Origin of the sequence: Hwangdonia lutea (genome assembly GCF_032814565.1) — a bacterium.
Classification (GTDB): domain Bacteria; phylum Bacteroidota; class Bacteroidia; order Flavobacteriales; family Flavobacteriaceae; genus Hwangdonia; species Hwangdonia lutea.
This window is the reverse complement of sequence record NZ_CP136521.1, coordinates 2,545,248-2,566,018: the sequence shown is the minus strand read 5'-3', so window position 1 is coordinate 2,566,018 and position 20,771 is coordinate 2,545,248. Positions and strand designations below refer to the sequence as shown.

At 37.3% G+C, this 20,771-nt stretch carries 19 protein-coding genes and 5 tRNA genes; 8 read left to right on the top strand and 16 right to left on the bottom strand.

Translation table 11 applies throughout. The features are described 5' to 3' along the window. The first annotated feature begins 67 nt into the window (after positions 1-67). The 8 genes from RNZ46_RS11245 to RNZ46_RS11210 all read left to right on the top strand — a co-directional run bounded on the left by RNZ46_RS11245 (position 68) and on the right by RNZ46_RS11210 (position 6,413). Positions 68-295 (top strand): (4Fe-4S)-binding protein, encoded by a 228-nt coding sequence (locus RNZ46_RS11245; RefSeq protein ID WP_316982292.1) that lies wholly within the window; start codon positions 68-70, stop codon positions 293-295. A 292-nt stretch (positions 296-587) separates the two neighbouring features. Next, the gene (locus RNZ46_RS11240) at positions 588-1,082 is read left to right on the top strand and encodes a hypothetical protein (protein WP_316982291.1); all 495 of its coding nucleotides are present in this window, start codon (positions 588-590) and stop codon (positions 1,080-1,082) included. 3 nt (positions 1,083-1,085) lie between these two features. Next, on the top strand, positions 1,086-1,868 hold the full coding sequence (locus RNZ46_RS11235) for a COG1470 family protein (RefSeq protein WP_316982290.1): 783 nt from the start codon (positions 1,086-1,088) through the stop codon (positions 1,866-1,868). A gap of 5 nt (positions 1,869-1,873) precedes the next feature. After that, complete coding sequence (locus RNZ46_RS11230) at positions 1,874-2,533, top strand: hypothetical protein (RefSeq protein ID WP_316982289.1); 660 nt, start codon at positions 1,874-1,876, stop codon at positions 2,531-2,533. 13 nt (positions 2,534-2,546) lie between these two features. Next, a complete protein-coding gene (locus RNZ46_RS11225; RefSeq protein WP_316982288.1) occupies positions 2,547-3,197 on the top strand; it encodes a COG1470 family protein in 651 nt (216 codons plus the stop codon). Beyond that, positions 3,166-3,891 (top strand): hypothetical protein, encoded by a 726-nt coding sequence (locus tag RNZ46_RS11220; protein WP_316982287.1) that lies wholly within the window; start codon positions 3,166-3,168, stop codon positions 3,889-3,891. The genes RNZ46_RS11225 and RNZ46_RS11220 overlap by 32 nt, the downstream gene beginning before the upstream one ends. Positions 3,892-3,927: 36 nt before the next feature. Continuing rightward, positions 3,928-4,956, top strand: a complete 1,029-nt coding sequence (locus RNZ46_RS11215; RefSeq protein ID WP_316982286.1) for a polyprenyl synthetase family protein — start codon at positions 3,928-3,930, stop codon at positions 4,954-4,956. 2 nt (positions 4,957-4,958) lie between these two features. Then, complete coding sequence (locus RNZ46_RS11210; protein ID WP_316982285.1) at positions 4,959-6,413, top strand: geranylgeranyl reductase family protein; 1,455 nt, start codon at positions 4,959-4,961, stop codon at positions 6,411-6,413. A 75-nt stretch (positions 6,414-6,488) separates the two neighbouring features. Here RNZ46_RS11210 and RNZ46_RS11205 read toward each other — a convergent pair whose 3' ends face one another. From RNZ46_RS11205 to hpf, 16 genes are all read right to left on the bottom strand, one after another. Further along, positions 6,489-6,809, bottom strand: coding sequence for a DUF3467 domain-containing protein (locus RNZ46_RS11205; RefSeq protein ID WP_316982284.1), 321 nt, complete (start codon positions 6,807-6,809; stop codon positions 6,489-6,491). Between the two features lie 118 nt (positions 6,810-6,927). Further along, positions 6,928-11,229: a DNA-directed RNA polymerase subunit beta' gene (gene rpoC / locus RNZ46_RS11200; RefSeq protein WP_316982283.1), complete on the bottom strand. Its 4,302-nt coding sequence runs from the start codon at positions 11,227-11,229 to the stop codon at positions 6,928-6,930. Between the two features lie 82 nt (positions 11,230-11,311). Next, on the bottom strand, positions 11,312-15,124 hold the full coding sequence (gene rpoB, locus RNZ46_RS11195; RefSeq protein ID WP_316982282.1) for a DNA-directed RNA polymerase subunit beta: 3,813 nt from the start codon (positions 15,122-15,124) through the stop codon (positions 11,312-11,314). Positions 15,125-15,314: 190 nt separating this feature from the next. Continuing rightward, positions 15,315-15,689: a 50S ribosomal protein L7/L12 gene (rplL, locus tag RNZ46_RS11190; RefSeq protein ID WP_316982281.1), complete on the bottom strand. Its 375-nt coding sequence runs from the start codon at positions 15,687-15,689 to the stop codon at positions 15,315-15,317. A gap of 64 nt (positions 15,690-15,753) precedes the next feature. Continuing rightward, complete coding sequence (rplJ, locus tag RNZ46_RS11185) at positions 15,754-16,275, bottom strand: 50S ribosomal protein L10 (protein WP_316982280.1); 522 nt, start codon at positions 16,273-16,275, stop codon at positions 15,754-15,756. Positions 16,276-16,295: 20 nt separating this feature from the next. Further along, positions 16,296-16,985, bottom strand: coding sequence for a 50S ribosomal protein L1 (gene rplA / locus RNZ46_RS11180; protein ID WP_316982279.1), 690 nt, complete (start codon positions 16,983-16,985; stop codon positions 16,296-16,298). A 20-nt stretch (positions 16,986-17,005) separates the two neighbouring features. Then, positions 17,006-17,443 (bottom strand): 50S ribosomal protein L11, encoded by a 438-nt coding sequence (gene rplK / locus RNZ46_RS11175; protein WP_316982278.1) that lies wholly within the window; start codon positions 17,441-17,443, stop codon positions 17,006-17,008. Between the two features lie 72 nt (positions 17,444-17,515). Further along, a complete protein-coding gene (nusG, locus tag RNZ46_RS11170; RefSeq protein WP_316982277.1) occupies positions 17,516-18,070 on the bottom strand; it encodes a transcription termination/antitermination protein NusG in 555 nt (184 codons plus the stop codon). 22 nt (positions 18,071-18,092) lie between these two features. Further along, entirely contained in the window at positions 18,093-18,287 is a 195-nt protein-coding gene (gene secE / locus RNZ46_RS11165) for a preprotein translocase subunit SecE (RefSeq protein WP_311941562.1), read from the bottom strand. A 20-nt stretch (positions 18,288-18,307) separates the two neighbouring features. Then, positions 18,308-18,380 (bottom strand) — tRNA-Trp (locus RNZ46_RS11160). Between the two features lie 67 nt (positions 18,381-18,447). Further along, positions 18,448-19,635 (bottom strand): elongation factor Tu, encoded by a 1,188-nt coding sequence (tuf, locus tag RNZ46_RS11155; protein WP_316982276.1) that lies wholly within the window; start codon positions 19,633-19,635, stop codon positions 18,448-18,450. A gap of 72 nt (positions 19,636-19,707) precedes the next feature. Beyond that, positions 19,708-19,779 (bottom strand) — tRNA-Thr (locus RNZ46_RS11150). Between the two features lie 94 nt (positions 19,780-19,873). After that, a tRNA-Gly gene (locus RNZ46_RS11145) sits at positions 19,874-19,946 on the bottom strand. A gap of 195 nt (positions 19,947-20,141) precedes the next feature. Beyond that, positions 20,142-20,223, bottom strand: a tRNA-Tyr gene (locus tag RNZ46_RS11140). A gap of 65 nt (positions 20,224-20,288) precedes the next feature. Continuing rightward, positions 20,289-20,362 (bottom strand) — tRNA-Thr (locus RNZ46_RS11135). A 100-nt stretch (positions 20,363-20,462) separates the two neighbouring features. Beyond that, positions 20,463-20,765 (bottom strand): ribosome hibernation-promoting factor, HPF/YfiA family, encoded by a 303-nt coding sequence (gene hpf, locus RNZ46_RS11130; RefSeq protein ID WP_316982275.1) that lies wholly within the window; start codon positions 20,763-20,765, stop codon positions 20,463-20,465. Positions 20,766-20,771: the final 6 nt, after the last annotated feature.

The window sequence follows — 20,771 nt, the reverse complement described above, 5'->3', positions numbered from 1 at the left end:
AATATTTTAGCGATTCCCTCTTCAGAAAATAATTATTAGAAATTCATAACCCAAAACGTGAAAATCTATGGAATCTTACAAAAACGAATACAGCAACAATGACATTTTGGTAACCTACGAACCATGTGTTTGCATTCATGCCGAAAAATGTGCGAAAGGATTATCCGATGTGTTTAGAACCTCGGTTATCCCGTGGATTAATTTAGAAGGCTCAGAAACCGAACGTATCATAAACCAAATAAAGCGTTGCCCTTCTGGTGCCTTACAATTTCATTTAAAGAAAGAGGTGGCCTAATTACATCTGTTTCATTATATACATTTTGCACTAAAGCAACGGTAAAATCCCGTTGTACGGAAATACTAGTTCAGAATTAAAAAAACTCTGCGTTTTATATATTTTAAAACACTGCATTTTTTATGGTTAATTTGTACCGATTATTCTGTGTAATTTACCGGTTTTGCAATCTTTCACCACACCACTTTTTATCACCAAAAAACACCCAACGCTCTAAATTTTAGATATTTACACCTCTAGCTTTCAAGTTTTTTTATTACCTTTAATGGGCTAATCTTAAATTTTCTAACACATGAGCACGCCCAAAATACCCACCGATTATCACCACACCATACATCCCGACCGCACTTTTGATGTAGACACCGAATTATCTGGCGGTATGGATGCCAAACATTCCGGGGAAATAGAAACGAAGCTATCCGGAAGTGTTGAAAATAAAATCAGCGGAAGCTTAAACACCACCAACACTTTAAAACTCACCGGCGACAGCTCAGAACCCGTTGCTACAGACAATAAGGTTGAAATACTCAACTTACCACGTTTTACCCTTCAAGATATTAAAGACCTCATGAAACATCGGGTACGCATCCCGAACTATTCCAATATTTGCTTTAAGATGCTTGGGGTCGAGTTTTTTAGTATTTGTACCAGTGGTGAAGGCCAAATTATTACAGAACCTTATGTACCCACATCGGCCGAATTGTGTGAGGACGACTGTTGTGAACCCGACGTAAGACCTTTCCCGAAACCAAGACAAGACTATACAGGTGATAACATAAAAGCATAAAACATGGAAACTAAAGTGCCAAATTCCTTAATGGAAAAAATAAATTTTGGAGAAGATACCATTGTTTTAAATGGAACGCCTAAAAGGTTAAGTGGAACCGTACAGTTACACAATGAAAATAAAATTAAGACTCGAGTACGGTATTTAAATCTTAAACCTGCCAAGGTTAAAAACACCAAAAAACTCAATACCATTCCACTACTTATCAACACCAAACTGAGGGCGGGAGAAATTCGGTTGCAATCGTTATCGCTTAGCCTTCCTCCTGAAACACCGCCTGGAACATATCATCATTATATTGAAATAGGCAATAAAAAACGAAACATACAACTCGTAGTACAACCATCGATAAACATATCCGTACAACCTAGCGAATTCACGCTTCAAAATACGAGTCCGGGTACAAAACATAGTGTCAGTTTTACGGTAACCAATTTGGGTAATCTCGATTTTCAAATTCCCAATGCAAAACATGCAGCCGCTTTGGACATGGATATGTTATGTCGCGCTTTCGGAAAAGGATTTAGAGATAAAAAAGTGAAGGGGTTTAACGCTACGCTCGATAAAGTTACCGAACATATAAAAGAGCAGTTACCCAATTGGGCGAATTCTAAAATTGCCGAAGCAGGCGATATTATCAAACCCGGAAAACAGCAGCTCGTTAATTTTTCTTTTGTTATGCCAAAAGAGACTAACGCTGAGAATGATTATGATTTAAACGTGAGGTTTTGGGATAAAGAACTCTCCTTTGCAATTAAGTCGCATGTACAACCTAAAAACACCTAGAAAACATGGAAAACAAGAAACTTAACTCCAATGTGTTCAGCGATTCCGTTATGGAAAACATACAAACACTATCCGATATGTCCATGCAGTTTTATGGTACTATGTTGGAAAATATGTTAGGCAATAACACACAAATTAATAAACAAATGGGGCAACTTGGGAAAAATGCCCTCGACCCAATCAAAGCTATTTTAAATTCTGACGATTGCTGTGCCCCTAAAGAAAAATGCCCACCACATTGTATTGCCACTATTAGTAGAAAAGCCATGGCTGGAGAGCGCATTATAATACCCTTTGTTGTAAAAAACAATTGCCAAAAGCCTAAAACCTATAAAATAGGGGCTCGTGAATTAACAGATCAAGACGGTAATCTTGCCACAGCGCAACCTTTGCTCAATAAAAACAGTGTATCGCTGCAGCCCAACAAATCTGAACGTGTACTTATAAGTCTCGATTTAGCAAATTTTAAAGACGGTGTTTATACAGCAGAAATCGTACTTCGTGAAAAAGAGTACAATCAAAACATTTGTTTAACCGTTTCTGTAGGCGACCACAACGCGCCAATTGTGACGCCATACGAAGAGAAAAAATTCAAATTAAAATGGCAAAGTTGGAAGTCGCATTTCTACTGCGAACCAAAGGAACGAGTAACAAACGGACGTTAAAATATAAAAAGGTATGGCCGAAACAAACAACAAGCAACCTTTAGAGGCATTGTTTAAACACACTCTGGAACTCAATAAAAAATATATCGAACAAGGATTTAAGGTATTTAGTGCGTGGAGCAAACAACCAAACAAGCCCGATAATCTTTTTGTTTTTAAACCCGAGCAGTACAGTAAAGCCTTTAATGCGTTTGCCAAATTAAATTTGGAATACTACAACAATGCCATGGCACTCGGTTTTGGAATGCTAGACACCATGTTGAATAAAACACCCCCTGAAACAGCACCAGAAGCCGAACCAGCATTTGTACTAACGGGCAGTGTAAATGCCGGATCTAAAACTTCGTTGGAGTTTATTTTAGAAAACACAAAAACCGAAGTGGCCCAATGCGAATTGGTAAACTCTAACTTCATTAATGAAAACAACATTGAATTCCCCTCAATAAAAACATCGTTCAAACCTCAAAAATTCACCCAAAAACCCGATGAATCAAGTACGGTTAAAATTGGTATTCAAGTTCCAAAAAACACACCTTCCGACACCTATTTTAGTGATGTAACCGTAATAGGATTTGAGCCTTCTTTTTTTAGAATCCAGCTTCATGTAGAAAAGCTTTTAACAAAATCAGCCCATGCCAAAACAAAAAGACAATCCAAAAAATAAGCAAAATTCCAGCAAAGGTAAAAATCGCGACGATGAACCTTGGATTGATTCTGACCGCGTGATGAACAAAGCACAAAGCATTGTGAATTCCGCAGTAAATGTTTTAGAAGAAGAAATAGCCGCCGGTATTTTAGCGGCTAAAAAGATTGAAAAAAAACTCATTGACGTCGATGAAATTAGGAGCGACCCAGATGCCTTAATGAATCGAATCCGTCGTGATTCCCATGAAGTGCTCGATTTGGTAATCGATGGATTTGCCGCTATTACTGCTCAAATGAATGAGGTTGTTGAATCACTAAAGAATGAAAAAGAGAGCCAAAGTAAGAAAAACACAACATCAAAAACACCCTCAAAAAAATCAAGTCGAGACGTTATCGTATTAGAACCTGAAAACCCGATGAAATCAGGAGAATCCGTTTCGCTCAATCTAATTATGTATGAAGACACGGCCGAAAAACCCAAAACCATCGAATTTAGAAAATCCGATTTTATCGGTAGTGGAAATCAAAAAATAGGTCTTCGTTCCATAATCATACAACCAAAAAAATTACAACTTAAGCCCAAAGAGGAAAAGGACATAAGTATAACCATTAAACTTCCTAAAAACACGGTTCCGGGAGATTACAATGCTTTTATTACCTGCGTGAACAATCCTCAAGTTCGAATTCTTATCGCTTTAAAAGTCATCGAATAATGTATTAAAAATAATTGTCCACTAAAATATCACAACATGGATGTGCCACAAATGAAATCAAAATTGAAATACTACGGCGCTGAAACGCTACGTGGTATTCATGCATTTGTGCCAGAAAAAGAGCCCAAACACTATTTATACGACCTTATTTTAGACTATCCAAACCGAGGAGGTAAAGGGTTCAGACCTGGATTGTGCATCGCTAGTTGTAAGGCTCATGGCGGTAAATTACATCAAGCAAAATTTACAGCAGTGACTTTAGAAATGCTTCACAACGCCTTTCTTATTCATGACGATGTAGAAGATGAAAGTGCTTTTAGGCGCAATAAACCCACTATGCACAATGCACATAGTCGGGCAATAGCCATTAACGTTGGCGACATGATGAATGCTTTAAGCCTTTATCCGCTATGGCGAAACAAAGAACTTTTGGGTGATAAACTTACGCAACGCATTTTTTTGGAAGTGTATCATCTCATTACAGAATCGGCCGAAGGTCAAGCTTTAGAACTTGGGTGGCGGCAAGACAATCAATGCCATCTTACCGAAAAAGATTATTTACGCATGATTCTAAAAAAAACCTGCTGGTACACTTGCATTCAACCCATCCGCATGGGTGCGCTAATTGGAAGCAATGGTGTAATAAACCCGGACTCATTTAATAGATTAGGGTATTTTATGGGTGCTGCATTTCAAATACAAGATGATATTCTCAATTTGATAGGTGAAGAAAGTGCATACGGAAAAGAAATCGGTGGGGATATTATTGAAGGGAAACGCACTTTGATGCTGATAGATTTGCTGTCAAAATGTTCGTCCGCAGAACACCATTTTATCAAAGATTATTTAGGTACGCCCATGTTGGGCAGAGATATGGCCGATGCCAAAAAAATTCTTGAACTCATGCACCACTATAAATCAATTGACCATGCCAAACAAACCAGTCAATATTTAGCAGGAGCGGCATTAAAGGAGTTTTACACGCATTTTTCGCATTTAAAAGATTCAGAAGACAAAGCCTTTATAGAAACCATCATCATGTATATGATTAATAGAGATTATTAAAGATGATACAGATTCGCCCAAAAATAGATGTAGATTGCGACGTGCTTATTGTTGGCGGTGGACCTGCCGGAAGTGCTTTGGCCTATCATTTATCAAAAATGAATATTAAGACCATTGTGGTTGAGGCTGAGCGTTTTCCGAGAGACAAAGTTTGTGGAGATGGCGTAAGCCCTATTGCCCTAAAAGAGCTTCATCACATTGGAATTACCCAAACAAAAGCTTTTAAAAAGGCTAATGCTATTGAAAAAGTAGGCCTCTTTCTTGAGGATGATCAGACATTTATTAACTTGGAAAAGCCCGACGAACTTCCCTTTCATGCGCGCATTATTCCTCGAATTGAACTGGATTATATGGTTTATAATGCTGCAAAATCCGCTGGTGCCCAATTTATTGAAAATGCCCGTGTTATAGATTTTAAGGTTACTGCCCACAAAGTGGTAACCTCCTATAAAAAAGGAGCTTCGGAAACAGAAATCACATCGAAACTAATTGTAGGTGCCGATGGAAGTCGCTCGTTAGTGGGACGAAAACTACGGGGCAATAAACCAGATCCCGCCTATCAATTATTGGGGTTACGCTCGTATTTCAACAATGTAAACGGTCCTAAAAACCGAGTGGACGTTTACTTCAGCAAAGAGAATTTCCCAGGGATTTATTGGCTTTTTCCGAAGGGAGAACAGGGCGCCAATGTAGGAATGGCCATGGTTTTTAAGACTTGTCCGCAACGGGCTTCGGAAGTCCGAAAGTGTTTTTCAAACTTTATTGATAGTAATCCTGACTTAAAAAAGCGCTTAGGAAAAGGAAAAGCCACCGAAAAAATACAGGGATGGCCCATTACTTTTTACAACTCGCAAAACCCCATTATTTCAGATAGAGCGATGCTTATCGGTGAGGCTGCCGGATTAATTAATCCGCTAAGTGGTGATGGGATACAATATGCGGTTTTAAGTGCTCGATGGGCTTCAGCAGAAATTAAAAAGTGTTCCGAACAAAAGGACTTTTCTTTTGCTGCGATGGCGGATTATCAAACAAAAATTGAAAATGAATTGGAATACGATTTTGCCTTGTCAAATTTACTGGTACAATTTGGCCGGAACAAAACCTTGAGCCCTTTGTGGATGTCTTTTCTAAAAATTCTTATTGCACGGTGCAAAGAAGACCCCAAATTTGCAGGTACCATTGCTGGTATTTTTGAAGGTACTTATCCGTCGTACAAAGCATTACGTGCAGAGTTTATTTTAAAAATTGCCATGCAAGCCGGTATTGATGTCAATTCTTATATTTTAAACCGAGCAAATCAGCCCGCACAGTTTATTAAAGACGGAAGTCAATTTGCCAAAACCTCTAAAGATATTTTAATAGCGTTAAGCAAAGACCCTAAAGCCCATTTAGGCTGGTTGGCCGATGTGGCTGGAAAAACCGTTAAAGTGGCGAGGCATACCCTAAATGGTAAATGATAAAAATCATTAAATTTATATAGGCTAAAAAAAAGCCTTTGTTTTCTAATAATAGATTCCAAAGGCTTGTTTTATTTAAGCTTGACCGGTAGGTCCGAAATTTAATGGGATGGGCGGTTGCTCATAATCTTTGATTTCGCCGTGTGCATTCTCGAATCTAGACACATTATCGTTTAAAGCTTTTAGCAGACGTTTGGCGTGCTGTGGCGTTAAAATGATTCTAGATTTCACCTTGCTTTTAGGCACCCCGGGCATTATTTTCACAAAGTCTATTACGAACTCCGATACCGAGTGATTGATGATTGCCAAATTGGAATAAATCCCTTCGGCAACCGTTTCATCCAATTCAATATTTATCTGCCCTTGTTGTTTTTGTTTGTCTTTTTCTTCTGCCATAATATTATGTTTTATATAAAAAAGCCTTCAAGTAATATACATGAAGGCTTTTTGTTAGTTTCTATTTGTCATAGAACTCTTATTTATGAGATTCCCGCCTTCGCGGGAATGACAAATATTAGTTATAATTTAACTCTTTTTTTACTTGCATCATTTCGTCAAATTCTTCTTTAGAACCTACAATGATATCCGAATAGTTTCGCATACCTGTACCTGCTGGAATTCTATGTCCAACAATTACATTTTCCTTAAGTCCTTCTAAAGTATCAACTTTACCTGCTACAGCTGCTTCGTTAAGAACCTTTGTGGTTTCTTGGAAGGATGCCGCAGAAATAAATGATTTAGTTTGAAGCGATGCTCTTGTAATACCTTGCAATATTGGCGTTGCCGTTGCTGGCTGCGCATCTCTTGCAACTACAAGATTTTTATCTTCTCGACGCAAAATTGAGTTTTCATCTCTTAATTCGCGAGGCGAAATAATTTGTCCCGCTTTTAGATTTGTTGAATCCCCTGCGTCTTCAATTACTTTCATTCCGAAAATTTCATCGTTTTCTTTAATGAAATCTGCTTTATGAGCCAATTGATCTTCTAAGAAAATAGTATCGCCAGAATCAATAATACGTACTTTACGCATCATTTGACGAACAACAACCTCGAAGTGCTTATCGTTAATTTTCACACCTTGTAAACGATATACTTCCTGTACTTCGTTCACTAAGTACTGTTGTACAGCCGATGGCCCTTTAATATTTAAAATATCGTTTGGAGTAATAGAACCATCCGATAAAGGCATACCCGCTTTTACATAATCGTTTTCCTGTACTAGAATTTGATTAGATAATTTTACTAGGTACTTCTTGATATCGCCTGATTTAGATTCTACAATAATCTCACGATTACCACGCTTAATTTTACCAAAAGACACTACTCCATCAATAGCACTAACTACTGCTGGGTTTGAAGGGTTACGTGCTTCGAACAACTCGGTTACACGTGGTAAACCTCCTGTAATATCTCCTGCTTTTGCAGATTTACGAGGAATTTTAACCAATACCTTACCGATAATAATTTTCTCTCCGTCGTCAATCATTAAGTGTGCTCCAACAGGTAAGTTATAAGAACGAATAATTTCGCCTTTACCATCTTCAATATGCAGTGTTGGTATTAACTTCTTGTTTCTAGATTCAGAAATTACTTTTTCTTGGAAACCAGTTTGTTCATCAATTTCAACTTGATAAGTTACCCCTTGCTCGATGTTTTCATATTTTACTTTACCAGCAAATTCTGAAATAATTACACCGTTATATGGATCCCACTGACAAACCACATCACCTTTGCTCAATTCTTGGCCATTTTTAACATAAATGGTAGAACCATAAGGTATGTTGTTGGTACTTAAAACAATACCCGTTTTCTTATCGGTTAATTTAAGCTCAGATGTACGCGAAATAACGATATCTACTTCGTTGCCTTCTGCATCTTGACCTTTAACGGTTTTTAAATCTTCAATTTCAGCAACACCATTAAACTTAACAACCAATTTGTTATCCTCTGAAATGTTACCTGCAATACCACCTACGTGGAATGTACGCAATGTTAACTGAGTTCCAGGTTCTCCAATAGATTGTGCCGCAACAACACCAACAGCTTCGCCACGTTGTACCATTTTACCTGTGGCTAAATTACGACCGTAACATTTGGCACAAATACCTTTTAAGGCTTCACAGCTTAATGCTGAACGTACTTCGACAGCATCGATTGGTGAGGCTTCTATAGCTCTTGCTATATCGTCATCAATAAGTTCTCCGGCAGAAACCAGTAAATCATCTGTTAACGGATTATATACATCGTTTAACGATACACGTCCAACTATTCTTTCTTCTAAAGTCTCAACAATCTCGTCATTCTTCTTTAATGGCTCAACTTCAACACCTCTTAAGGTTCCACAATCTTCTGTATTGATAATAACATCTTGTGAAACATCTACCAAACGACGTGTTAAGTAACCCGCATCGGCCGTTTTAAGAGCCGTATCTGCAAGACCTTTACGTGCACCGTGTGTAGAGATAAAGTATTCTAAAATTGAAAGTCCTTCTTTAAAGTTAGAAAGAATCGGGTTTTCGATAATCTCGCCGCCACCTGCATTCGATTTTTTAGGTTTTGCCATTAATCCACGCATTCCTGTAAGCTGGCGAATTTGTTCTTTAGAACCACGAGCTCCAGAATCAAGCATCATATATACCGAGTTGAATCCTTGTTGGTCTTCACGAATACGTTTCATTGACAACTCGGTCAATTCCGCATTTGTAGAGGTCCAAATATCAATAACTTGGTTGTAACGCTCGTTATTGGTAATAAGTCCCATGTTATAGTTACCGGTAATACCGTCTACTAAACCATTGGCTTTATCAATCATGCCTTGCTTTTCCGGCGGAATGATAATATCACCTAAACTAAACGACAATCCGCCCTGGAATGCAAATTTGAACCCTAAAGTTCTAATCGCATCCAAGAAATCAGCAGTTTCAGGAACTGAAGTTACTTTAAGAATTTTTCCGATAATATCCCTTAACGATTTTTTAGTCAATACTTGATTGATGTATCCAGCAGCTTGTGGTACGTGTTGATTAAACAACACACGACCAACCGTGGTATCAACAATCATTTTATCAAGTTTGCCATCTTCATTAAGATCGATTGTTCTTACTTTAATACCTGCATTTAAATCCACTCTTTTCTCGTTAAAAGCTATAACCACTTCTTCTGGAGAATAAAAAGTTAAGCCTTCACCTTTAATTGGCATTTCTGGTGTAGACTTACGCAGTTTAGTCATATAATACAGTCCAAGTACCATATCTTGAGAAGGCACCGTTACTGGCGAACCATTTGCTGGGTTTAAGATATTGTGCGATGCCAACATTAATAACTGGCACTCTAAAATAGCTTCTGGCCCAAGTGGTAAATGCACCGCCATTTGATCACCATCAAAATCGGCATTAAACGCCGTACACACCAATGGGTGCAATTGTATGGCTTTCCCCTCAATTAATTTGGGTTGGAATGCTTGTATACCGAGCCTGTGTAAGGTAGGAGCACGATTTAAAAGTACTGGATGTCCTTTTAAAACATTTTCTAAAATATCCCAAACTACAGGTTCTCTTTTATCTATAATTTTCTTTGCAGATTTTACGGTTTTTACAATACCTCTTTCAATTAATTTTCTAATAACGAAAGGTTTGTATAATTCGGCCGCCATATTTTTTGGAATACCACATTCGAACAACCTTAATTCCGGTCCAACAACAATTACCGAACGCGCCGAATAATCAACACGCTTACCCAATAAGTTTTGACGGAAACGCCCTTGCTTACCTTTAAGTGAATCGGATAACGATTTTAATGGTCGGTTAGAATCTGTTTTTACTGCAGACGATTTACGCGTGTTATCAAATAATGAATCCACAGATTCTTGTAACATACGTTTTTCGTTACGTAAAATCACCTCTGGCGCTTTTATCTCAACCAATCTTTTAAGACGGTTGTTACGGATAATAACACGACGGTATAAATCATTTAAATCTGATGTTGCGAAACGACCACCATCTAACGGCACTAAAGGACGTAATTCTGGCGGAATGATTGGCACAACCTTCATAATCATCCATTCCGGACGATTTTCTCTGTTATTGTTAGATTCACGTAAAGCCTCAACCACTTGTAAACGTTTTAAAGCTTCAGTTTTACGTTGTTTAGACGTTTCTGTATTGGCTTTATGACGCAATTCGTAAGACAGCGCTTGTAAATCTATTCTTGATAATAATTCAATTAAACACTCCGCACCCATTTTAGCTAAAAACTTATTGGGGTCGTCGTCGTCTAAATATTGATTATCTTGAGGAAGTGTTTCTAAAATATTTAGGTATTCTTCTTCTGTAAGGAAATCCAATTTTTGCAAAGGTTCTCCTTCTTCATTTTTAGCATTACCTGGTTGAATTACTACATAACGTTCGTAGTAAATAATCATATCTAATTTCTTAGATGGTAAGCCTAATAAATACCCTATTTTGTTTGGTAACGAACGGAAATACCAAATATGCGCAACAGGCACAACAAGGTTGATGTGTCCTACGCGATCTCTACGTACTTTCTTTTCTGTTACTTCTACGCCACAACGGTCGCAAACAATACCTTTGTAACGGATTCTTTTATATTTACCACAAGCACATTCGTAATCCTTTACAGGGCCAAAAATACGCTCACAGAACAAACCATCACGTTCTGGTTTGTGCGTTCGATAATTAATAGTTTCTGGTTTTAAAACCTCGCCTCTAGATTCTGCTAAAATAGATTCTGGTGATGCTAAACCAATTGAGATTTTATTAAATCTCTTTACTGTATGTTTATCTTGTTTTCTTGCCATTTTCTTAAGTTTTCAGTCTCAGTCTCAGTATTCAGTAACTAGCTAAACTACTCACTGGATACTGCGACTGTAAACTATTTTTTTACTCCTCTAATCTGATATCCAAACCTAAACCTTTCAATTCGTGCATAAGCACGTTGAATGATTCCGGTAATCCTGGATCTGGCATGGGTTCGCCTTTTACGATAGCTTCGTAAGTTTTGGCTCTTCCAATAACATCATCAGATTTTACAGTTAAAATTTCTCGTAAGGTACTTGATGCGCCATAAGCTTCAAGTGCCCAAACTTCCATCTCACCAAAACGCTGACCACCAAATTGTGCTTTACCACCAAGTGGTTGTTGCGTAATTAATGAGTAAGGTCCGATAGAACGCGCGTGCATTTTATCGTCAACCATATGGCCAAGTTTCAACATATAAATAACACCAACGGTTGCTGGCTGATCGAAACGTTGTCCTGTTCCACCATCGTATAAATAGGTATGCCCGTATCTTGGAATTCCGGCTTTATCGGTAAGCTCGTTAATTTGGTCAATCTCTGCACCATCAAAAATTGGTGTTGCATAGGTTTGTCCTAATTTTTGACCGGCCCATCCGAGTACCGTTTCATAAATCTGACCGATATTCATACGAGACGGTACACCTAGTGGATTTAATACAATATCAACTGGGGTTCCATCTTCTAAGAATGGCATATCTTCTTGACGTACAATTCGAGCAACAATACCTTTGTTACCGTGGCGTCCCGCCATTTTATCACCTACTTTAAGCTTACGCTTTTTAGCAATATAAACTTTTGCAAGTTTGATGATACCTGCAGGTAACTCATCACCAACAGATATAGTAAACTTCTCACGTCTTAAAGCTCCTTGTAAATCGTTTTCTTTTATTTTGTAATTGTGAATTAAATCTGCAACAAGTTTGTTGGTATGGTCATCTGTGGTCCATTTACCAGACACTAAATGCGCATAATCATCAACAGCATTTAACATTTTAAGTGTGAATTTTTTACCTTTTGGTAACACCTCTTCACCTAAATCGTTAAATATACCTTGTGCCGTTTTACCATTTACAATAGAAAAAAGTTTTTCGACCAATACGTCTTTTAAAGCATCGAATTTTGAATCGTAAATACCTTCTAATTGTAAGATATCATCTTTATCCTGTGCTCTTTTACGCTTATCTTTCACGGCTCTGGCAAACAATTTCTTTTCAATAACCACACCGTTTAATGATGGTGAAGCTTTTAAAGAAGCATCTTTAACATCGCCTGCTTTATCTCCAAAAATGGCACGTAATAATTTCTCTTCTGGTGTTGGGTCTGATTCTCCTTTTGGTGTAATTTTACCAATTAGGATATCGCCAGGTTTAACCTCGGCACCAACACGAATCATTCCGTGTTCATCTAAATCTTTAGTCGCTTCTTCTGAAACGTTAGGAATATCGTTAGTAAGCTCTTCGTTACCTAATTTGGTATCTCTAACCTCTAAAGAATACTCGTCAATATGAATAGATGTGAAAATATCTTCACGAACCACTTTTTCAGAAATTACAATCGCATCCTCAAAGTTGTATCCTTTCCATGGCATAAAGGCCACTTTCATATTTCTACCTAAAGCTAATTCTCCTTTTTGAGTGGCATAACCTTCACATAAAACCTGACCCTTAGTTACTTTATCGCCTTTAACCACAATAGGTTTTAGGTTGATAGACGTGCCTTGGTTAGTTTTTCTGAATTTCACCAATTCGTAAGTTTTAATATCGCTATCAAAACTTACTTTAGCCTCATCTTCGGTACGTTCGTACTGTATCTTAATCTCGTTCGCATCAACATAAAGTACTTCTCCATTGCCTTCTGCGTTAATTAATACACGAGAATCTGAAGCCACTTGACGCTCTAAACCGGTACCAACAATGGGTGCATCTACTCGTAACAATGGTACTGCTTGACGCATCATGTTAGATCCCATCAAGGCTCTATTCGCATCATCATGCTCTAAGAACGGAATTAAAGATGCCGAAATAGATGAAATTTGATTTGGTGCCACATCGGTATAATGTAATCCGTTTGGATCAATTACTGGGAAATCGCCTTCCATTCTGGCAATAACCTTGTCGTGCAAAATCTTTCCGCTATCATCAACTTCAACCGTTGCTTGAGCGATTAATTTCTCTTCTTCTTCTTCAGCACTTAAATAAGTCGGTTCGTTCTTAATGTCTACAACACCATCGGTAACTTTTCTGTACGGGGTTTCAATGAATCCCATAGAATTCACTTTAGCATACACTGAAAGTGAAGAAATTAAACCAATGTTTGGTCCCTCTGGTGTTTCAATCGGACAAAGTCTTCCGTAGTGCGTATAGTGTACATCACGAACCTCGAACCCTGCTCTTTCACGCGATAAACCTCCTGGTCCTAAAGCAGATAAACGACGCTTATGCGTAATTTCTGCAAGTGGATTGGTTTGATCCATGAATTGCGACAACTGATTGGTACCAAAGAATGAATTAATTACAGACGATAAAGTCTTGGCATTAATCAAATCTATTGGGGTAAACACCTCGTTATCACGAACGTTCATTCGCTCACGAATAGTACGAGCCATACGTGCTAAACCAACACCAAATTGTTGAGATAATTGCTCACCAACGGTACGTACACGACGGTTAGATAAGTGATCAATATCATCAATCTCTGCTTTAGAGTTGATAAGCTCGATTAAATATTTAATAATAGTAATGATATCTTCTTTGGTAAGCACTTGCTTATCCATACCAATATCAAGACCTAATTTTTTATTCATTCTGTAACGCCCAACCTCACCTAAAGAGTAACGTTGGTCTGAGAAGAATAATTTATCAATTATCCCTCTTGCCGTTTCCTCATCTGGCGGCTCTGCATTACGTAATTGTCTATAGATATGCTCAACAGCTTCTTTTTCAGAGTTTGTTGGATCTTTTTGAAGCGTGTTATGGATAATGGCATAATCACCTTGTTCTGAAGTTTCTTTGTGTAAAAGAATCGTTTTTACTTCAGCTTCAAGAATTTCTTCAATATTTTCTTTATCTAATACCGTATCACGATCAAGCACAATTTCGTTACGCTCGATGGATACCACCTCACCTGTATCTTCATCAACAAAATCCTCATGCCATGTGTTTAACACACGAGCAGCAAGCTTTCGTCCTAAATATTTTTTTAATCCGGATTTTGATACTTTAACTTCTTCAGCAAGATCGAAAATTTCTAAAATATCTTTATCACGCTCAAAGCCAATAGCTCTAAAAAGCGTTGTTACTGGTAATTTTTTCTTTCTATCAATGTAAGCGTACATCACTTGATTGATATCTGTAGCAAATTCTATCCAAGAGCCTTTAAAAGGGATTACTCTTGCAGAATACAATTTTGTTCCATTAGCATGGAATGACTGTCCAAAGAATACTCCCGGAGATCTATGCAATTGAGATACTACGACACGTTCTGCCCCATTAATACAAAACGTACCAGAAGGTGTCATGTAAGGTATGGTGCCTAAATACACATCTTGAACAATAGTCTCGAAATCCTCATGTTCAGGGTCTGTACAATATAATTTTAATCTTGCCTTTAGCGGAACGCTATACGTAAGGCCTCTTTCAATACACTCTTCAATAGCATATCTTGGTGGATCCACAAAGTAATCTAAAAATTCTAAAACGAATTGATTACGTGAATCTGTGATTGGAAAGTTTTCCATAAAGGTGTTGTAAAGACCTTCATCACCTCTTTCTTCTGATTTTGTTTCTAATTGGAAAAAATCCTGGAAGGATTTTATCTGAATATCCAAGAAATCTGGGTATTCTGTTCTATTTACAATAGACGAGAAATTTAATCTTTCAGCTTGTGTTGATAACATCAATGGACGGAATTATGATTAAAAATAAATAGTGAAAGCGTTTTAAACGCTGGTTAAACAACCATAAACGAATTGATTATTTATAGGTTGTTTTGTGTTTTATTTGGTATAATGCTATTATACGCAAAATGGTCTAGGCCTGATAGCACATGCTTCAGACCTAAACCTTTGTGTTGTTGGGATGGTATGCTTACTTAAGCTCAACCTCAGCTCCAGCTTCTTCTAACTGCGCTTTTAATGCTTCAGCTTCGTCTTTTGATACAGCCTCTTTAATTGGAGATGGTGCATCATCAACTAAACCTTTAGCTTCTTTTAATCCTAAACCAGTTAATTCTTTAACTAATTTTACAACTGCTAATTTAGAACCACCAGCGGCTTTAAGGATAACATCAAACTCAGTTTGAGCTTCTTCAGCTTCTCCACCACCAGCAGGACCAGCAACAGCAACTGCAGCAGCAGCAGCAGGCTCGATACCATACTCATCTTTTAATATAGTTGCTAACTCGTTTACTTCTTTTACAGTAAGGTTAACTAATTGTTCTGCGAAATCTTTTAAATCTGCCATTTTTCTATCGTTTTAATAATTTTGTGATAATAATATATTTGTAATAAGTGCGTACTTGTTAATACTATCCTTCTTTTTCAGATAGTGTTTTAATAATTCCAGCAATGGTTCCTCCACCCGATTTAAGTGCAGAAACAACATTTTTAGCAGGAGATTGTAATAATGTAACAATTTCTCCAATTAATTCTTCTTTCGATTTAATATCAACTAACATATCTAGTTGATCGTCACCTAAATAAACTGCTTCTTCTATAAATGCCCCTTTTAATAAAGGTTTTTCTGATTTTTTACGGAAGTTTTTAATTAACTTAGCTGGTGCATTACCCGTTTCGGAATACATCACCGATGTATTGCCTTTTAAAACAGAAGCAAGGTCTCCAAAATCTTTATCCGAAGCTTCCATTGCTTTTGCAAGTAATGTGTTTTTAACAACTGCCATTTGCACGTTTGCCTTAAAAGCAGCACGACGCAAATTTGAGGTAGTCCCAGCATTTAATCCTGAAATATCGGTTAAATAGATATTTGCATTATTAGCTAATTCTGCAGTTAATTCCTCAATTACTTGTGATTTTTCTTCTCTTGTCATAATTTAAAGTTTTAACTTAATTAACCAATTTTAGGATCAATCGCTAAACTTGGGCTCATTGTAGAAGACATAAATATGCTTTTTACGTAAACACCTTTAGCGGTTGTCGGTTTTAGTTTTATTAATGTTGTTAATAATTCATTTGCGTTGCCCGCAATTTTATCAGCACTAAATGATGCCTTGCCAATAGCGGCATGTACAATACCGGTTTTATCAACTTTAAAGTCAATTTTACCAGCTTTTACTTCGCTTACTGCTTTTGCAACATCCATAGTTACTGTACCTGTTTTTGGGTTTGGCATTAAACCACGAGGACCTAACACACGTCCTAAAGGACCTAATTTACCCATAACACTTGGCATCGTAACGATAACGTCAACGTCTGTCCAACCCCCTTTAATTTTATCAAGGTACTCGTCTAAACCTACGTAATCTGCTCCAGCTTCTTTAGCTTCTGCTTCTTTATCTGGTGTTACTAATGCTAATACTTTCATGTCTTTACCAGTACCGTGTGGTAATGAAACCACACCTCTAACCATCTGATTGGCTTTACGCGGATCTACTCCCAAACGTACTGCCAAATCAACTGATGCGTCAAATTTTGTATTGGTAATATCTTTAATCAATGCTGATGCTTCATCAACAGAATAAAGTTTTCCTTTTTCAATTTTTGCTAAAGCCTCTTTTTGCTTTTTTGTTAATCTTGCCATTTTCTAATGTCTTTAATAGATTAAGAAGGAAATTTTCCTGTTACAGTTATTCCCATCGATCTTGCTGTACCAGCAACCATTTTCATAGCAGACTCTGTAGTAAATGCGTTTAAATCTACCATTTTGTCTTCTGCGATGGTTTTAATCTGATCCCAAGATACTTTAGCTACTTTTTTTCGGTTTGGCTCTCCAGACCCTTTCTTCACCTTTGCTGCTTCCATTAATTGAACTGCAGCTGGTGGAGTTTTAATTACAAAGTCGAATGATTTGTCTTTGTAAACAGATATAACCACTGGTAATACTTTACCTGGCTTATCTTGGGTTCTGGCATTGAATTGCTTACAGAACTCCATGATGTTTACACCTGCAGCTCCTAAAGCGGGTCCAACCGGTGGCGATGGATTCGCAGCACCTCCCCGAACTTGTAACTTAACTACTTTACCTAATTCTTTTGCCATTTTTAATAATTTAATTTTGATGTTATCTCTCTTTAGGAAGCGAAAGACTCATCTATCTTAATGTAACACTAATTATACTTTTTCAACTTGCATATAACTTAACTCCAATGGTGTTTTTCTTCCGAAAATCTTAACCATAACTTCAAGTTTACGCTTTTCTTCATTTATTTTTTCAATCGTTCCATCAAACCCGTTAAATGGCCCGTCGATAACTTTAACCGTTTCTCCTTTTGTAAAAGGAATGGCTACATGTGCTGTTTCTTCTACTGCCAATTCATCAACTCTACCCAACATTCTGTTAACTTCAGATTGTCTTAACGGCACAGGATCGCCTCCTTTGGTTTCTCCTAAAAAACCAATTACGTTTGTAACCGATCTAATAATATGAGGCACTTCTCCGGTTAAGTTGGCTTGAATCATTATATATCCTGGAAAAAACACTTTTTCTTTATGAATTTTTTTTCCGTTTCTAATTTGAACAACCCTTTCGGTGGGCACAAGCACTTGGTCTACATAATCTTGTAAACCCAATCGAGCAATTTCGTTTTCGATATAGGTTTTGATTTTGTTTTCCTGACCACTTACAGCCCTAACAACATACCATTTTTTTTCACTTACTTCAGACATAAATTCTTCTTTTAACGTTGCGTTATTTTATCCAGTCAAAGTAAAATGTTATGACTTTGCTGAAAACCGTATCTACCCCCCATATTGCAAGAGAGAATATAATTGAAAATACAGCAACCAAAACGGTTAAACTTTGTGCTTCTGCCCAAGTAGGCCATGTCACATTGTTTTTTAGCTCTCCAAATGATTCCTTTATATAATTTACAATTCCAGCCATTTATTTTTATTCATTATTTGCACGGGTTGAGAGACTCGAACTCCCGACACCTGGTTTTGGAGACCAGTGCTCTACCAACTGAGCTAAACCCGTAAATATAAGTCAAAAGGCATCACGCAAACACGTGATACCTTGACTCTATATTTATTAAACTTTTAATTTAGTCTAAAATTTCAGTTACTTGACCTGCACCTACTGTTCTACCACCTTCACGAATTGCGAAACGTAAACCTACGTTCATTGCAATTGGTTGGATTAATTCAACAGTAATAGTTAAGTTGTCTCCAGGCATAACCATTTCAACACCATCAGGAAGCGCAATGTTTCCAGTTACGTCAGTTGTACGAACGTAGAACTGCGGACGGTAGTTGTTGTGGAATGGGGTGTGACGCCCACCTTCTTCTTTCTTAAGGATATAAACCTCAGCTTTAAAGTTTTTGTGTGGTGTTACAGAACCAGGTTTTGTAATTACCATACCTCTAGAGATTTGAGTTTTTTCAATACCTCTTAATAGGATACCTGCGTTATCTCCAGCTTCACCTCTATCTAATATTTGACGGAACATTTCAATACCTGTAATGGTAGATGTTAATTTCTCAGCACCCATACCAATAATCTCTACAGGATCTCCAGTGTTGGCAACACCAGTCTCAATACGACCAGTTGCAACGGTACCACGTCCTGTAATTGAGAATACATCTTCAATAGGCATTAAGAAAGGCTTGTCCATATCACGTACAGGCTCTTCAATCCAATCATCACATGCTTTCATTAATTCCAATACAGTATCTACCCATTTTTGCTCACCGTTAAGTGCACCTAGAGCAGAACCAGAAATTACAGGACCATTATCTCCATCGTACTCATAGAATGATAATAAGTCTCTGATTTCCATATCTACTAATTCAAGTAATTCTTCATCATCAACCATATCCACTTTATTCATGAATACAACAATACGAGGAATCCCTACCTGACGTCCTAATAAGATATGCTCACGAGTTTGTGGCATAGGCCCATCAGTAGCAGCTACTACTAAAATAGCGCCATCCATTTGTGCCGCACCTGTTACCATGTTTTTTACGTAATCGGCGTGACCTGGACAGTCAACGTGTGCGTAGTGACGATTTTCTGTTTGATATTCTACGTGTGAAGTATTAATTGTGATACCTCTTTCTTTTTCTTCTGGTGCGTTATCAATTTGATCAAATGATCTCGCTTCTGAGAAACCTGCATCAGCTAATACTTTAGTAATAGCAGCAGTTAAAGTTGTTTTACCGTGATCTACGTGTCCAATTGTACCAATATTTAAGTGTGGTTTTGAACGATCGAAAGTTGCCTTTGCCATGTTTTTAAATAATTTTAATCTTAGTTATATAATAATATTAGTGTATTCGTTTTTTATACTCTTTAAATATAGAGCCAATGACGAGATTTGAACTCGTGACCTCTTCCTTACCAAGGAAACGCTCTACCCCTGAGCTACACCGGCGTAAAGTTTTTAATTTCCTATTCTCTCAAAAACAACCATTATTTTGATTGTACTATAATGAAAGAAGAGATTCCTGCCTTCGCAGGAATTTTAGAGCGGGAGACCAGGTTCGAACTGGCGACATTCAGCTTGGAAGGCTGACGCTCTACCAACTGAGCTACTCCCGCAATTCTTTGAATGAGTTCCAATAAAAAAATCAAATTTCAACCCCCAAAGAAGCAGAAATTGATTGAAGAATTCAGTCAATTGGTGTTCAATACCTTTATGAACGATTCCTAAAACCCAAAACAAATCTCCTTATCGAGCTTTGCTTTTTTTTTGCTTTTCGGAATTCTTAATTTCTGCCGAAGCAAAAACTTTTGTGGGGAGAGCAGGATTCGAACCTGCGAAGACGTAGTCAGCAGATTTACAGTCTGCCCTCGTTGGCCGCTTGAGTATCTCCCCAAACTATTCAAAATTCAAACTCTAAAACCTTGAATTTCAAAATGTTTTCAATATTTCAATTTTTGAGCCGATGGAGGGACTCGAACCCACGACCTGCTGATTACAAATCAGCTGCTCTAGCCAGCTGAGCTACATCGGCTTTTTTACACTTTTTTAGCATAAAAAAAGCCCGCTATTTCTAACGGACTGCAAATGTATAGATTTATTTTTTTATTCAAAACATTTTTTAAGAAATTTTATTATAAATGTGCTCTTAATTTCTCTTTTCGCTTTTTTAGCTGCCTTTCAAGAGACGAAACAGCCATGTCTGCACCTTCTTCAAAACTTTTACATTGTTTTTTTACAACAAAGCTATCTCCTGGAACACTTACCCTTGCCTCAAAAATTTTATTTTCTTTAATACTCGTGTTTTCTAATTTTAAATAAACATCTGATTTTATTACTTTATCATAAAACAAATCCAATTTATCCATGCGTTTTTGAATAAAATCTATTAACTTTTGATCTGCGTTAAAATTAACTGATTGTGTGTTTACTTTCATCGGTTA